Source organism: Aquirufa sp. ROCK-SH2, assembly GCF_054558315.1.
On the sequence record NZ_JBPXKB010000001.1, the window covers coordinates 452,422 to 467,082 of the forward strand.

16 protein-coding genes are annotated in these 14,661 nt (G+C 34.3%); 4 read left to right on the forward strand and 12 right to left on the reverse strand.

Translation table 11 applies throughout. The features are described from left to right. The first annotated feature begins 58 nt into the window (after positions 1 to 58). The 3 genes from V7S79_RS01930 to V7S79_RS01940 all read left to right on the forward strand — a co-directional run bounded on the left by V7S79_RS01930 (position 59) and on the right by V7S79_RS01940 (position 2,713). On the forward strand, positions 59 to 478 hold the full coding sequence (locus V7S79_RS01930; protein ID WP_459488866.1) for a hypothetical protein: 420 nt from the start codon (positions 59 to 61) through the stop codon (positions 476 to 478). Positions 479 to 827: 349 nt separating this feature from the next. After that, a complete protein-coding gene (locus tag V7S79_RS01935; protein ID WP_459488867.1) occupies positions 828 to 2,093 on the forward strand; it encodes a DNA cytosine methyltransferase in 1,266 nt (421 codons plus the stop codon). Next, positions 2,090 to 2,713, forward strand: coding sequence for a hypothetical protein (locus V7S79_RS01940; protein WP_459488868.1), 624 nt, complete (start codon positions 2,090 to 2,092; stop codon positions 2,711 to 2,713). The genes V7S79_RS01935 and V7S79_RS01940 overlap by 4 nt, the downstream gene beginning before the upstream one ends. Before the next feature lie 141 nt (positions 2,714 to 2,854). On the opposite strand, the gene V7S79_RS01945 is transcribed toward V7S79_RS01940, so the two are convergent. The 9 genes from V7S79_RS01945 to fucP all read right to left on the reverse strand — a co-directional run bounded on the left by V7S79_RS01945 (position 2,855) and on the right by fucP (position 11,516). Further along, positions 2,855 to 3,943: a D-TA family PLP-dependent enzyme gene (locus V7S79_RS01945; RefSeq protein WP_459488869.1), complete on the reverse strand. Its 1,089-nt coding sequence runs from the start codon at positions 3,941 to 3,943 to the stop codon at positions 2,855 to 2,857. Beyond that, positions 3,943 to 4,725 (reverse strand): L-fucose dehydrogenase, encoded by a 783-nt coding sequence (locus tag V7S79_RS01950; RefSeq protein WP_459488870.1) that lies wholly within the window; start codon positions 4,723 to 4,725, stop codon positions 3,943 to 3,945. Before V7S79_RS01950 ends, V7S79_RS01945 begins: the two co-directional genes overlap by 1 nt. A gap of 6 nt (positions 4,726 to 4,731) precedes the next feature. Continuing rightward, entirely contained in the window at positions 4,732 to 5,556 is an 825-nt protein-coding gene (locus V7S79_RS01955) for an amidohydrolase family protein (protein WP_459488871.1), read from the reverse strand. A 112-nt stretch (positions 5,557 to 5,668) separates the two neighbouring features. Next, positions 5,669 to 6,517, reverse strand: coding sequence for a fumarylacetoacetate hydrolase family protein (locus V7S79_RS01960; protein ID WP_459488872.1), 849 nt, complete (start codon positions 6,515 to 6,517; stop codon positions 5,669 to 5,671). 2 nt (positions 6,518 to 6,519) lie between these two features. Further along, complete coding sequence (locus V7S79_RS01965; RefSeq protein ID WP_459488873.1) at positions 6,520 to 7,194, reverse strand: SGNH/GDSL hydrolase family protein; 675 nt, start codon at positions 7,192 to 7,194, stop codon at positions 6,520 to 6,522. Positions 7,195 to 7,205: 11 nt separating this feature from the next. Continuing rightward, on the reverse strand, positions 7,206 to 7,970 hold the full coding sequence (locus V7S79_RS01970; RefSeq protein ID WP_459489264.1) for an SDR family NAD(P)-dependent oxidoreductase: 765 nt from the start codon (positions 7,968 to 7,970) through the stop codon (positions 7,206 to 7,208). A 204-nt stretch (positions 7,971 to 8,174) separates the two neighbouring features. Continuing rightward, on the reverse strand, positions 8,175 to 9,830 hold the full coding sequence (locus tag V7S79_RS01975) for a UxaA family hydrolase (protein ID WP_459488874.1): 1,656 nt from the start codon (positions 9,828 to 9,830) through the stop codon (positions 8,175 to 8,177). Positions 9,831 to 9,838: 8 nt separating this feature from the next. After that, a complete protein-coding gene (locus V7S79_RS01980) occupies positions 9,839 to 10,168 on the reverse strand; it encodes an L-rhamnose mutarotase (protein ID WP_459488875.1) in 330 nt (109 codons plus the stop codon). A gap of 1 nt (position 10,169) precedes the next feature. Further along, on the reverse strand, positions 10,170 to 11,516 hold the full coding sequence (gene fucP / locus V7S79_RS01985) for an L-fucose:H+ symporter permease (protein ID WP_459488876.1): 1,347 nt from the start codon (positions 11,514 to 11,516) through the stop codon (positions 10,170 to 10,172). Between the two features lie 117 nt (positions 11,517 to 11,633). Here fucP and V7S79_RS01990 point away from each other — a divergent pair, with 117 nt between their 5' ends. After that, positions 11,634 to 13,058: an alpha-L-fucosidase gene (locus V7S79_RS01990; RefSeq protein WP_459488877.1), complete on the forward strand. Its 1,425-nt coding sequence runs from the start codon at positions 11,634 to 11,636 to the stop codon at positions 13,056 to 13,058. Here V7S79_RS01990 and V7S79_RS01995 read toward each other — a convergent pair. The 3 genes from V7S79_RS01995 to dapA are packed head-to-tail and all read right to left on the reverse strand — an operon-like array spanning position 13,024 to position 14,658. Beyond that, the gene (locus tag V7S79_RS01995; protein ID WP_459488878.1) at positions 13,024 to 13,473 is read right to left on the reverse strand and encodes a hypothetical protein; all 450 of its coding nucleotides are present in this window, start codon (positions 13,471 to 13,473) and stop codon (positions 13,024 to 13,026) included. The genes V7S79_RS01990 and V7S79_RS01995 overlap by 35 nt on opposite strands. Next, on the reverse strand, positions 13,454 to 13,756 hold the full coding sequence (locus V7S79_RS02000) for a Dabb family protein (protein ID WP_459488879.1): 303 nt from the start codon (positions 13,754 to 13,756) through the stop codon (positions 13,454 to 13,456). Before V7S79_RS02000 ends, V7S79_RS01995 begins: the two co-directional genes overlap by 20 nt. Positions 13,757 to 13,758: 2 nt before the next feature. Continuing rightward, complete coding sequence (dapA, locus tag V7S79_RS02005) at positions 13,759 to 14,658, reverse strand: 4-hydroxy-tetrahydrodipicolinate synthase (RefSeq protein ID WP_459488880.1); 900 nt, start codon at positions 14,656 to 14,658, stop codon at positions 13,759 to 13,761. Positions 14,659 to 14,661: the final 3 nt, after the last annotated feature.

The window sequence follows — 14,661 nt, forward strand, 5'->3', positions numbered from 1 at the left end:
TTAATTACATCTGGTGTTTAACGTTATTTTATACATTTAAGATTTTTTTTATTTAAAAATGACTTTTTCACAAATTATCATCCGCACTTCCAAAAGCACTCAGCTTCATAATAAAAATGGTAAATATGAAATTCTGCTAAATAATGAAATCCAGGCTGAGCTGGATTCTATTAATCACAAACAATTCTTTACAGTTGAAAGCGGGAAAAATATCGTTCAGATTAAAAATGAAAATACGATCATTGAAAAGGAGGTTATTTTAAAAAATGGTCAAATAATTACCTTTACGATTAATGTAAGTGTAACGTATAAAATGGGCCTAGGCTTTATGATTGGAATTGCATTAGCGGGTTTTATCATTCAATTTTTTATCGCTAAAAAGCTGATTTTACCTTTAAATTTTATTCCATTTATCTCATTACTTCTCTTTAAAAAAGATTCGTTCCCTAATAGCTTTGAAGTTACGTGTAGGAAATAAGGCATATTGATGCAAGACTTTGTAAATGGTAGATGAGTATGTAGATGCATTCTTTAAATTTTTATAGTATTAATGGGATTTTCAGGACTTATTTTGTCACTAAATTCAAACGACAATATCTAAAATTGAACCATTTAATTTTGTAACTTAATCAATTAGATAAAAATAGTTGAAAATTCGTGTGCGAATATAGGTTCCAGTGTTCATTTTTTGGCACATGATCAAGAGAGTTCATTGAATATAAAGAAATTGATTTTTTAGTTTTTATGACAATTAAATCAAGGTTTTACAAAAGTCTTGTCCTATAATTTTTCTATTTTAGCACATTAAAATTTTTTGAATTACTAAAATGAAGTTTGAAGAGAAAATATCACTTGAAAAAGTGTTTGAGAAAGAATATAAAATTAAAAATATTGAATTAGAAAGCAATAAGGAGGCAGTGATTACTCATTACTTGCATAATAGTCAGAATGGTATTTCTCAATTTTTTAAAAATGATGCAGTAAAATTCACAAAGGAAATTTTACAATATAAATATCCAAATGATTCTATTACAAATTCTGTTTCAGAAGAAGCTTTACAATATGGAATTTTTGACATTTTAAATATTCCATTTCCGTCTGTTAAAAATCCTAAATTTAAATTCATTGACCTATTTGCGGGTATTGGCGGCTTCCGACTTGCCATGCAAAATTTAGGTGGAAAATGTATTTTTACGAGTGAATGGGACAAAGAAGCGAAGAAAACGTATAAAGCAAATTTTGGTGAAAGACCTTTTGGTGACATAACAAAAAAAGAAACAAAAGCTTTCATTCCAGACGGTTTTGACTTGCTTTGTGCAGGTTTTCCTTGTCAGGCTTTTTCAATTGCTGGTAAACGCGGCGGGTTTGAAGATACAAGAGGAACATTGTTTTTTGAAGTGGCAGAAATCATTAAAAGTAAACAACCTAAAGCAATTTTTCTTGAAAATGTTAAAGGGTTAAGAAACCATAATGGAGGAAAAACCTTGGCGACAATTTTAAATGTGTTAAGGAATGATTTAGGTTATTATGTTCCTGAACCTCAAATTATTAATGCAAAAGATTATGGGGTTCCACAAAATAGAGAAAGAATTTATATCGTTGGATTTCATCCAAGTACCAATGTAACAAAATTTGTTTACCCAAAACCTTTGGAAAAAAGGGTGACTTTTGCGGAAATTAAGGAAAAAGAAGTTCCAGCAACAAAATATTTCCTTTCAAATCAATATTTACAAACATTAGTCAATCACAAAGCTAGGCACAAAGGTAAAGGGAACGGTTTTGGCTATGAAATAATTCAAGATAATGAAATTGCGAATGCAGTAGTTTGTGGAGGAATGGGTAGAGAAAGAAATTTGGTTTTAGATCACAGAATTACGGATTTTACTCCTACAACTTCTATAAAAGGCTCTGTGAATCGTGAAGGAATTCGAAAAATGACACCTAGAGAATGGGCAAGATTGCAAGGTTTTCCTGACGAATTTTTAATTCCGGTGGCTGATGCATCTGCATATAAACAATTCGGTAATTCTGTAGCCGTTCCTGCTATACAAGCAACTGCAAATGAAATATTAAAATTAATTTTAATGAAATGAATAAATTAAATCAATTGGGTATTACTGTTGGAAAGGATAATAAAGCTGAGGTTGTTTTTGATAGCCTTTTTCAAAGTTTTATGAATGTGGAATATAAAAAGCCATCGGATTATATTAATACTTATTGGAATGCATATCAGAAACATCCAGAAGGCAACAATAATTTAAACGGTAAAATATTTGAATACATTTTGGCAACATTGTTTGTTCGAGAAAATATCCTTCCCTTGTACATGAGTGCAAAAGTTGCTTTTGTTCCAAATGTAATTTACGATTTAATGTTTTATACAGCGGAACGTGGGCCAATTTGTATTTCAGCAAAAACAAGTTTGCGCGAACGATACAAACAAGCCGATCTAGAAGCAATTGCGTTGAAGTATGTTCACAGAAAAGCATTAAGTTATTTGGTAACACTTGGAGTAAAAGAAGCAGAAAGTGTTAAAGCTAAAATTAAAAGCGGGGACGTAATTGGTCTTGATAATGTTATTGTTGCAACAAGTGATGACTTCAATAATTTAATTAATGAGTTGAAAACATTTAAGTTTTCTGAACCTCCTACAGTTAAAGTAATTGAAAGCAATCAAATAATAACAATAGAAAAAGTTATAAGTTTGAAATAGTATTTGAAAAAATACTTAATTAATAATTTAAATATTTAGTTTATCCTGACATTTAAACTATAATTAATAATATTTATTAAGGTTTAATTTCAGTAAATAAACTTTATAAGTTAATTAAGACTAATAAATATTATTTCTTACTTAAATCGAAAGTTTTCTATTCCTCCCCATCACCACCCACTCACCTACTTTCACCCCATTCTTTATCACTTGCAAGTTTTGAGTTAAGTTAATTGTTGGACAAACGTGATATGGTTGCATCACAATCACATCACCTACTGCATATTGGCTTGAATCCCCTACTTCAACAATTCCGTGTTCTTCGGATTGACTCATTAATTTGAATTCGGGATTAAATAGGAATCGTACACGATTATCAATGGAATTTTCAGGGGCAACGGATTTATGGCCCATGTCCAAGCAAATGGTGTGATTGGTGGGTTTTGAAATAATTCTGCTTACAATATAAACTGCTTGCTCTAGGCTGTGCTCTGGATATAAGGCTTGGTAACCGGCATCGGTGAAGACAAAGGTGCCGGGACTGCAAGTAAATTGGTTTTCTGAGTAATGCACCAAAAAACTGGGTGTACCGCCTACTACGTATTCTAAATGCGGAAATTGTTCGTCCAAGGCTTTTTTCAAGGTCCAGAATTCAGCAAAATCATGGCCTACATGTGCTTGGCGATCTGACATCTCTTTATCTCTGATATGTCCATCGTAAGTATGTATGCCTTTTAAATAGATATTTGTACAAGTATTTAATTCTTCTATCAATGCCAAGGCTTTTTCGGGCATAATTCCCGTCCGATTCATCCCAACATTCAAATCAATATATAAATTCAATTGAATTCCTGACTGTGTGGCTACTGTTTGATATTGATGCAATGCATCCTTATCATCAAAAAGTGCTGAAAAGGTAGTCTTTGGGTACTTTTGGATCAATTGGATCAATCGTCCTACATGTGGACCCGTCAATTGCATGGATATCAAGACATCTGGAGCTTCTGACAAGGCTAATAATTCAGCTTCAGCAATGGTAGCAGCTTTGAATTTGGTCACTCCAGAAGCCAAAAGCATGTCATTAACTTCCTTGGTTTTATGGGTTTTGATGTGTGGTCGCAAGCGATTGACATCCCCTACTTTTCGAATGACCCAATCAATGTTTTTTTGAACAATATCCGGAAATACAATGACTCCTGGAGTTTCAATTTGACTAAAATCTATTTTCATTACAATAATGCTCTATCTAAATGCACATAACCGCCGTCCACATGTATCAATTGCCCAGTGGTATGACTGGATTTGGGCGACATTAAAAACGTAACCATGCTTCCCAATTCTTCGGCAGTGGTCATGCGCTTTCCTAATGGTATTTTTTCTTTGATTTCTTCCAATGTTTTGTCAGGATCAGGTAATGTTTTGATCCATCTGTCATACAAAGGAGTATAACATTCTGCCACAATCACGGAATTGACACGGATTTCATAAGGTAATAATTCCACTGCCCATTCACGGGTTAAGGCATTGCGGCCTCCATTGGCTGCGGCGTAAGCAGATGTTCCACCTTGCCCCGTTTCGGCTGTTTTTGAACCAATGTTGACAATGGCACCTTTGGATTTAATCAAATAGGGTAAACAGGCTTGCGCCATTAAATAATAATGAACCAAGTTGGAATGCAAGGATTTCATAAATAGCTCATAATTTCCTTTCGCCAATCCTACTCCGTCATTAATTCCTGCATTGTTCACCAAACCATCAATTCTTCCAAAAAAAGTAGCAATTTCTTCCACTACTTTTTGGCATTCTTCTGGATTCGAAAGCTCCGCTACAAAAGAAAAGCCTTGTCCGCCTGTGGCATGAATTTTTTCAATGCATTTTTCATTGTCCGCTTGGTTTCTACCTACAATGGCCACCATGGCCGATTCCAATGCCAATGCCTGACTGATTCCTTCTCCAATTCCTTTGGCACCACCCGTTACAATGATTACTTTCTCCTTTAATCCTAAGTTCATAATGCTTTAAATTTGATAAAATTGACGACAATTTTGCTCTTTGATTAATATTTTTTCTGTCGGACTTAATGACTCAATACACGTTTCAAAGGTTTCCAGCCATTTTTCCAAAGCTCCTGCTACTAAAACCACAGGATAATCGCTACCGAACATCAATCGTTTGGGACCAAAAACATCTAAAGCTGTATCAATAGAAACTTTGATTTCATCGCTTGTCCATGTTTTCCAATTAGCTTCTGTTATTAAACCCGAAATTTTGGCAGAAACATGTTCTAATTCTTTATATCCATGAATGTTTTTTTTCCAATCGGATAAATCGCCTGAAACAAATGGCGGTTTAGCCAAATGATCCAAGACCATTTTTTGGTTCGGGAATTTTTGAGCAAATGCCACACTGGCAGTTAACTGATGCGGATAAATTAAAATATCATAGGTGAAATCAAATGCTTCCAATTGTTGAATACCCTTTAAAAAAGCAGTTCTTTCAAAAAATAATGGGTCTTTTTCTCCTTGAATTACATGTCTAAATCCACGCAATGCCTCAAATTGAGAAAAATATTCTAGCCGTTCCTCAATATTGTCAGCTTGTAAATCCACCCAACCTACAACACCTTGAATAAAATCATTTTGTTCTGCCAAAGCCAATAAAAACAAGGTTTCCTCCTCAGACGAATCCGCCTGAACGGCCACGAATGCATCAATTCCTTGTTTTTGAAAGATAACAGATGACTCATTCGGATAAAAATCTTTCCGAATTTTGATCATCTTTGGGGTAATCCATGTATCCCTCTCTGGCTGATAATTCCAAAAATGTTGGTGAGAATCGATCATAACAATTTAATTATGAATTATAAATTATGAATTATGGATTATGGATTATGGATTATGGATTATGGATTAACATTTAAATTACTGAGTGTTTGAAAAAATCATAATTCATAAATCATAATTCATAACTCTTTGCGACCTGCTTCTGCTCTCCCAAACCATCCATTCCCAAGGTAACAACATCACCTGGTTTCAAGAAGATAGGTGGATTAAATCCTAGACCTACTCCGTGCGGAGTTCCTGTGGAAATGACATCCCCAGGCAATAAAGTCATGAATTGAGAAATGTAAGAAACTACTTGTGGGACGTTGAAAATCAATTGATTGGTATTGCTCGTTTGAAATCTTTTACCATTGACATCCAACCACATGTTTAATTGATGAACATCTGAAATTTCGTCCTTGGTAACTAAAACTGGTCCTAATGGTGCAAATGTGTCGCAACCTTTACCTTTTGACCAATTACCACCTCTTTCTAATTGAAATTCTCTTTCTGAATAATCGTTATGAAGGCAATATCCGGCAACATAATCATAAGCATCTTTTTCTTCTACATAGGATGCTTTTTTACCAATAACTATTGCTAATTCTACTTCCCAATCGGTTTTTACTGAATTTTTAGGAATGATTACTTCGTCAAATGGGCCGCTTAATGCGCTGGTACTTTTGAAAAATAAAATGGGTTCCGTTGGAATAGCTGCGCCTGTTTCTTTGGCATGGTCTGCATAATTGAGTCCAACGCAAATTATCTTGGAAGGTCTTGCGACACAAGAACCGATTCGATCAATGGATGTTATTTCAGTTAATGATTCATTTGAAACAATATTTGCCAATTTTTCAATGCCATTTTCCTCAAAAAAACGTTCATTAAAATCTGTAAAGAATGGTGAAACATCGAAATATTTATCTCCGATCAATACAGCTGGTTTTTCTTGATTTACTTGGCCAATTCTTACTAATTTCATTCTTATAAATTTTTAATAGTATCCCACATAGTTTCAGCTAGAAATTTGTTTCCTGCTTCATTTAAATGTACTCGATCAGTTGTTAAAATGCCTGAAGCTTTATTTTCTATGTTATTTTTTACTTCATAATCCATGAATGCTTTTCTTAAATCAATTAATTTACAAGCATTGGTTTCAGCAATTCTTTTGATAATAGCTGAATAAGCATTCAAATCTCCATCATTTTCATTGCTGTTATCAAATTTCTCTCCAATGACTGTTGGTGTGCAAATAAGTACTTGACTACCAGAGTTTTGTATCTTTTTGATTAAAGCGTTGTAGAACCTTTCGAATTTGTCAGCATCTGTCCCTGTTCTTGAAGATGTTTTATGCCAAACATCATTGATACCAATATAAATAATCACAATTTGTGGTTTTTTAGCAATGACATCATCCTCATGGCGAAGGTATAAATCGTATATTTTATTGCCACCAATTCCTGCTCCTATCAATTCGTATTTACCTCCCAATCCTTTATCGGCAATCATTTTGGTCATTTGAGTAATGTAACCTGTTGGCCCCACTCCTGCTTGAGTAATAGAATCTCCAAAAAATACGATTCTGATTGGATTTTCAGCTTGAAAAGAGCTTATACTTAAGCTTAAAAAAAGTAAAACGGCTGTTAATTTGGTTTTCATAGTTTAAAAAATTAATTGTTTAGATAAATAAATCCACCATCAATGGGATAATCACAACCAGTAACAAAAGAGGCCTCATCGGAGCATAAATACAATGCTAATGTGGCAATTTCTTCTGGTTTTGCCATTCTTCCAATGGGTTGGGTGTCTGATAATTTTTGGAACATTTCCTCCTGATTATTGGGATAATTTTTGGCAATAAATCCATCAACAAACGGTGTATGAACTCTTGCCGGAGAAATGCAATTGCATCGAATTCCTTTGTGTAAATAATCTTTGGCTACGGATTGTGTCATAGAAACGATGGCACCTTTGGACATACTATATCCAAAACGATCTGGAATACCTACTGTAGAGGCAACAGAAGCCATATTTAGAATAACACCTTTTTGTTTGGCCACCATTCCTTTGATGAATGCCTGCATACAATGGTAAGCACCTTTTACATTAACATCGAAAATATGTTGAAAGTCCTTTGGCTGAGTATTTTCCAAATTCCCTATTTGTGCAATTCCCGCATTGTTGATTAAGATATCAATTGTACCAATGTTAGTGGCAACTTCTTCAACAGCGAGCAGGTCAGTAATATTGACAAAATGTATTTGCGACTTATTTTGAATGGATTTTACCTCATTAATTGTACCTATGCTTGTTGGATTTTCTAAATCCAAAATATGCACCTCAGCACCCTGCTGAGCAAAAAGCAAAGAAATCGCTCGGCCTATCCCAGATCCTCCTCCCGTAACAACTACTTTTTTTCCGGTATAATTAAACATCATATTATTAAAACAAAATTTGTCGACTGCATGGGTCGGAATTATTATTATATATGTCAACCGCAAGGGTCGGAATAACTATTATGTATGTCGACCGCATGGGTCGGAATTATTATTATATATGTCGACCGCGAGGGTCGACACTACCTCATACCTCATACATCTTACATCTTACATCATACATCATACATCATACATCATACATCAAAGAGAAACCCCTCTTCTCCAAAACATAAAATCATCTTGTCCCAAAATCATTGCTTTGGTATTAATTTCTCCAGATGCTAATTGAATGACATATTCCAAAACCTCTTCACCCATTTCTTCAACCGTTTTGTCTCCAGAAATAATAGGACCACAATCGATATCGATGATTTCAGGTAATTTTTCTGCCAAACGAGTATTGGTTGATAATTTTACCATAGGTGAAATAGGATTACCTGTTGGAGTACCTAATCCAGTTGTAAATAATTGCACCGTTGCTCCTGCTCCAGCCATTCCAGTTGTAGCTAGAACATCATTTCCTGGAGTACAAACTAGATTTAATCCTTTTTTTGTTGCGTACTGACCGTATCCTAATGCATCTACAATGGGTGATGTTCCCGCTTTTTTAGCAGCTCCTGCCGATTTGATTGCATCTGTAATAAGTCCATCTTTGATATTGCCTGGAGAAGGGTTCATGTCAAATCCAGCGCCGATGGCTGCTGCTCTTTTGGCATATTCACGCATTAATTTGCCAAAATTATCTGCTACTTCTGCATTGACAGATCTATTTTGAAGCTCTTGTTCCACACCACAAAGTTCAGGAAATTCAGCTATCATCACAGTTCCACCTAAAGCGACCAATAAATCGGCTGTGTGACCAATGGCAGGATTAGCCGAAATACCTGAAAATCCATCAGATCCTCCACATTTAACTCCTAGTCGCAAAGCAGATAAAGGGGCTGGTTTGCGTTCAATTTTGTTGATTTCAGTAAGTCCAGCAAAAGTTTTCAGAATGACTTCATTTAACAAGCTTTCTACGCCACTTCCTTCATCTTGTTGTTGCTCAAAATACAAAATAGGTTTAGAGAAATTGGGATCTTTCTCTTTTAATATATTTTTGAACACATCGATTTGAGAGTGTTGACAACCTAGACTTAATACTGTAATTCCACCTACATTCGGATTTAAGCAATAACCAGCCAATAGTGCACATAGATGAAGCGAGTCATCCTTGTTTTCTCCACATCCACTTTCATGCGTCAAAAATTTGATACCATCTATGTTTTTAAAAAGAGGGCTTTTTTGAATTAATTGGACATTTTTGTCAAAATCTAATTGGATATTTTCAGGTTGTATGCCAGACTCATATTGTTTTTTTAGAGAAAGGACCTTATCGGTATAAGGATCATTTTGTTGAAAACCCAAACCTTTGATAAACGCATTTTTTAAAATCTCAATGTTACGATTTTCGCAAAAAACCAATGGGATAACTAACCAATAATTTTCGGTTCCGACTTGTCCATCCGCTCTATGATAGCCATTAAACGTTCTGTTTTTGAATTTATCTACATTAGGAGGCGTCCATGAAAAATCTTTTTGTTTTCCTTGAAAATCTTGAGAAGCATGATGCAAATTAAACGTATGAATTAAACCGCCTTTGGGAATATCTTGTGAAGCATGGCCTACCAATACACCATACATGGTTGCATTTTGACCTTTTTTAATTTCTTCAATCGTGAATTTATGTTTCGCATTGATATCATCTTGTAAGACAATTTCATTCCCTTGGTGCTGAATAATTGTCCCTTTTTTTAAATCCTGCAAGGCAACCAATAAATTGTCTTCTGGATTTATTTGTAGATAAATAGATTTCATTTGATAAATTATAAACTAAATATTTGTTTCGTTAACACCCATTTTACACCATCTGGCGTATTGGGTAATGTTTTTTGGTACTTTGACATTAAGGTTTCCCACCTTTGAACGTCTTGATTATTTTGGTCTATCCTATTTTTATTTTCGAAACTAAATTGGTCATCAGCTAAAATTTCCATCACCAAACGATCTTCGAATCGAAATAAATTCATCTCAAAGATACCAGCTTCTAAAATACTTTTTTTTATCGCTAAAGGAATATTTTTGTGATGTTCCTCATATTCATTGATTAAATCAGTTTGATTCTTCAAATCTAACAATAGAATAAACTTTTGCATATTAATCTGTTTTAATTTGAAAACCTTTAAATGCGTAATATACTATAAATACAAAGCAAATTAAAGGTATAAACAATGCCAAAGAAGTTCCTATTTTAAATAAAAATGCAGTAATTGGAGGAATAATAGCGCCACCCGCAATCGACATGATAATCAATGAAGAAGCTAATTTTGAACCTTCTCCTAAATCTTTACAAGCCAATGCAAATATGGTTGGAAACATGATGGATTGGAAAAAATACACCATCATCAAAGCAACTATTGCAAAAATTCCACCCCCGAAAATAGCAATTAACATGGATATTACTGCCCCGATAGAGTAAATTCCCAACACTTTATTGGAAGCATATTTTCCCATAAAATACGTTCCAACAAACCTTCCTAACATAAACAATAAAAACGCAAATGATGCGTGAAAGCTCGCTATTTGAGTTGCACTCATGGAATCGGTTACTTGATAAATTTGATTGACAATCCATAAATTCGAATTTTTCGCCAAATCCAGTTTTATATCTACGAAATTTCCCCAAATAGATACTTGAGCTCCAATATTCAGAAACTGTGCTAAAATCCCAAGTGCCAAATGCCTGTTTTTCAATAAACTAGATATTTTTATGTCTTGGGTATTTTTAGTTGTTTCAATTTCCTCAGTAGCACTCACCTCTGGCATTTTAGTAACCATGAATAAAAGGGCAATAAAAAACACGATACCGCCAATGATTAAATAAGGACCTTGAACTGAATTTGCATGGGCTACGCGTATTGCCTCAGATTCGGCAATGGGCATTTTATTTAAAATGTCTTTGGTGTATTCTTTTTCAGAAAAAATAAAAAAACCACCTATTACAGGTCCTAAAATAGCGCTCAGTCCATTGAAAGATTGTGCTAAATTTAATCGAAAATCGCCTTTTTTAGGATCTCCCAGAACTGTCACATATAGATTAGCAGCTGTTTCTAAGAAAGCAATTCCACTCGCAATCATAAATAAGGCAAATAAGAAAAAGGAATATTCGCGATATGAGGCAGCTGGATAGAATAAAAATGCGCCAAAGGCATATAATAATAGGCCAAAAATGATTCCCATTTTATAACCAAATTTTTTCATGACAAATCCCGCAGGCAAAGCCATGACAAAATAACCCATGTAAAATGCTGTTTCAACAATATTTGCTTGCCATCTCTGTAGATCTAATGCTACTTGGAATTGTTTTACCAAGGTTCCATTCAAGCTATTAGCCAAGCCCCAAAGAAAAAACAAACTAGTCACTAAAATAAATGGAATGATGAAGCTCTTAGTTTTGGAGGAATCCAATGAATAATTCTTTGTTGAAAAGTTTTGTAATGCCATAGGTTGAATTTTTATATAAAGTAAAATTATCAATTACTTTACCCTCAATTTTAATTAAATTTAGCTTTTTATAAATTATTATACAATTTTATTATTCAATTATATTATTCCTTGACTATGAAGCTGAAAATTTTATTATTAATCTTTATTCCACTTTTGTCTTTTGCTCAGAATATTCAACCTATTTTGCCAATTCCAAGTCAAAAGCAATTGAACTGGCAAGCTCTGGAATATTATGGTTTTATTCATTTTAACATGAATACTTTTACGAATGTAGAATGGGGTGAAGGGAAAGAATCTCCTAAATTATTTAATCCTACAGCATTGGATTGTAATCAATGGGCTAGAATTGCAAAGGAATCTGGAATGAAAGGCTTAATCATTACAGCCAAACATCATGATGGATTTGCTTTATATCCGTCCAAGTACACTTCACATTCTGTCGCAAAATCGCCTTGGAAAAATGGAAAAGGAGATGTAATCAAAGAATTATCCCAAGCTTGTAAAAAATATGGATTGAAACTAGGCATTTACCTATCTCCTTGGGATCGTTTTCATCCAGCGTATGGAACAGATGAATACAACAAGGTTTATTCATACATGCAAAAAGAATTATTGACACAATATGGTCCTATTTTTGAATTTTGGTACGATGGAGCCAATGGTGAAGGTCCAAATGGCAAAAAACAAGTATATGATTGGCCACTTTTTCATGGAATGGTCAATAAATATCAGCCTGAGGCGGTCCAATTTTCTGATTCAGGTCCCGACATTCGTTGGGTTGGAAATGAAAGAGGTTATGCTTACGAAACAACTTGGAGTCCAATTAATCGGGATGAAATTTATCCGGGTTATCCTAAATTTGATAATTATCGCAATGGACAGCAAAATGGAACCCACTGGGTGGCTCCAGAAGTAGATGTTTCTATTCGCCCAGGTTGGTACTATCACCCTGAACAAGATAATAAAGTGAAATCTCCAGACTCTTTGATGAAAATTTATGTGGCTTCGGTGGGAAGAAATGCCAATTTGTTGTTAAATATTCCTGTTGATACCCGCGGATTGATACATCCCAACGATTCAGCTTCAATGATGGGATTTAAACAAATTAGAGATCAAAGTTTAGTTAATTTATTGACCAAAAGTGATGTTATTTCTACAAGTTCACAATTTGGGAAATATGCTACATCTAATTTAAGGGATAAGAATCCAAAATCTTTTTGGGCAGCACAAGCCTCTGATAAACAGGCTTATATCCATGTTGATTTGAAAAATAGTGTAATGATGAATGCCCTATTGATTCAAGAACCCATTGCTTTGGGACAAAGAATCATTCAATTTTCGGTCGATTTGACGGATGAAAATGGGAAAAAAGAAACGATTTCAGGGAAAACGATTGGCAACAAAAGGATTTTGACTTTCAAGGAAAGAAAAATAAAAAGCATCCAAGTGAATTTCTTGGATGCTAAAGGTCAAATTTTAATCTCTAATTTGGAGTTATTGAGAATTACTTCAATACGTAACGAATCGCTTTTCCGCTAAACGTGTAACCATTAGCTGTGGTTGTACTATAAACTTTATAGTTAACATCCATCAAAGCACTTGCACCTAAATCGACGGCCTTAGCCACCATTTCATCAAGAATTTCTTTCTTTTTGTTTTGGTGGTTTCCTCGATTAAGCATTTTTCCTTTGTAGGTTTGGTCTGCTGTTAAAGGCTCTTCTCCCGAAACAGTGATCGTTTCTATGACTTCGAAAGATTGTTTAGGTGCTTCATTGGCATAAAATACATCTATCTGGAATTTGTAAGGAATTTCAAATCCTAATCCATCTTTTCGTTCTGTAGAGCCATCTTTAAAATTTGGACTGTAATAGCTAGTTGGTTTAACATGTTTGGAACATGAAACTAAACTTACAAATCCAATTAAGATGCTTAATTTAAATAGTTTCTGAATCATAGATTAAAACTTTGTCCCACAAGTGAGCACAATTTTTGATAAATTCTAAATGAATTGGGGCAATTTGATAAACATCATGTCCTGCTTCGTCATTAAAAACGGTTAATAGACAATAATCGTATGAGCGATCAATAACTGGTCGGTCTGTTCCAGCTGGTTTACCTACATTAAATTGAGTGACGGTTTCAATGGTACCTAAAGATTGAACTCCAGCTTCAAATAAAGCTACATCTTCTTTGCTTAAACCTTTTTTTAACCAGAAGTTTACTACGTGTACAAACATAATTAATTATTTAATTTTTCTTGAATAATCATTTTTCCTAATTTCTCTCCCAATTGTTCTGAAGCAGAAACTAGCGGTAATCTCACTTGTGCACTAATAATTCCTTTTATTTCTAAAATTTTCTTCACTCCTACGGGATTACCTTCTTCGTATAGATATGGATCAATTGCTAAGAAATTTCCCAAAGATTTTCTAGCTTCTGCAAAGTTTCCTTCTAATGCCAAATGAATCATATCTGAAAACTGCTGAGGAAATGCATTCGCAATTACTGACATCACTCCCACACCTCCAATAGATATTATGGGTAAAGCTTGGACATCATCTCCTGAAATCAATAAAAAATCTTCCGGTTTGTGATGTGCAATCTCCATGCATTGTTCAATGATACAAGATGCTTCTTTTACTCCAATAATATTGGGATGCTCCGCCAGCTTTAATACTGTTTCAGCTGACATATTAATCCCAGTTCTACCAGGAATATTGTATAAAATAATAGGTACTGGACTTGCATCGGCAACAGCTTGATAATGAGCTACTACACCTCTTGCACTTGGTTTGTTATAATATGGACAAACCGACAAAATAGCATCTATTCCGTCAAATGAAGTATTTTTAATTTGAGTAATTAAACTCTCAGTATTGTTTCCCCCCAAGCCATAAACAATGGGTAAATTTCTAAAATTGGCTTTTTGAATGGATGCTACAATTTGTTTCTTTTCATCGGAGGTTGTGGTAACAGATTCGCCTGTGGTACCTTGTACAACCATGTAATCAATTCCTCCTTTTGAAACATAGTCAACTAAATTTTCTAATTGTTGAAAATTGATTGATTTGTCTGCATTAAAAGGAGTAACTAATGCCGGTGCTACACCGTGAAATTTTGGAAATGTTTTATACTTCATAAT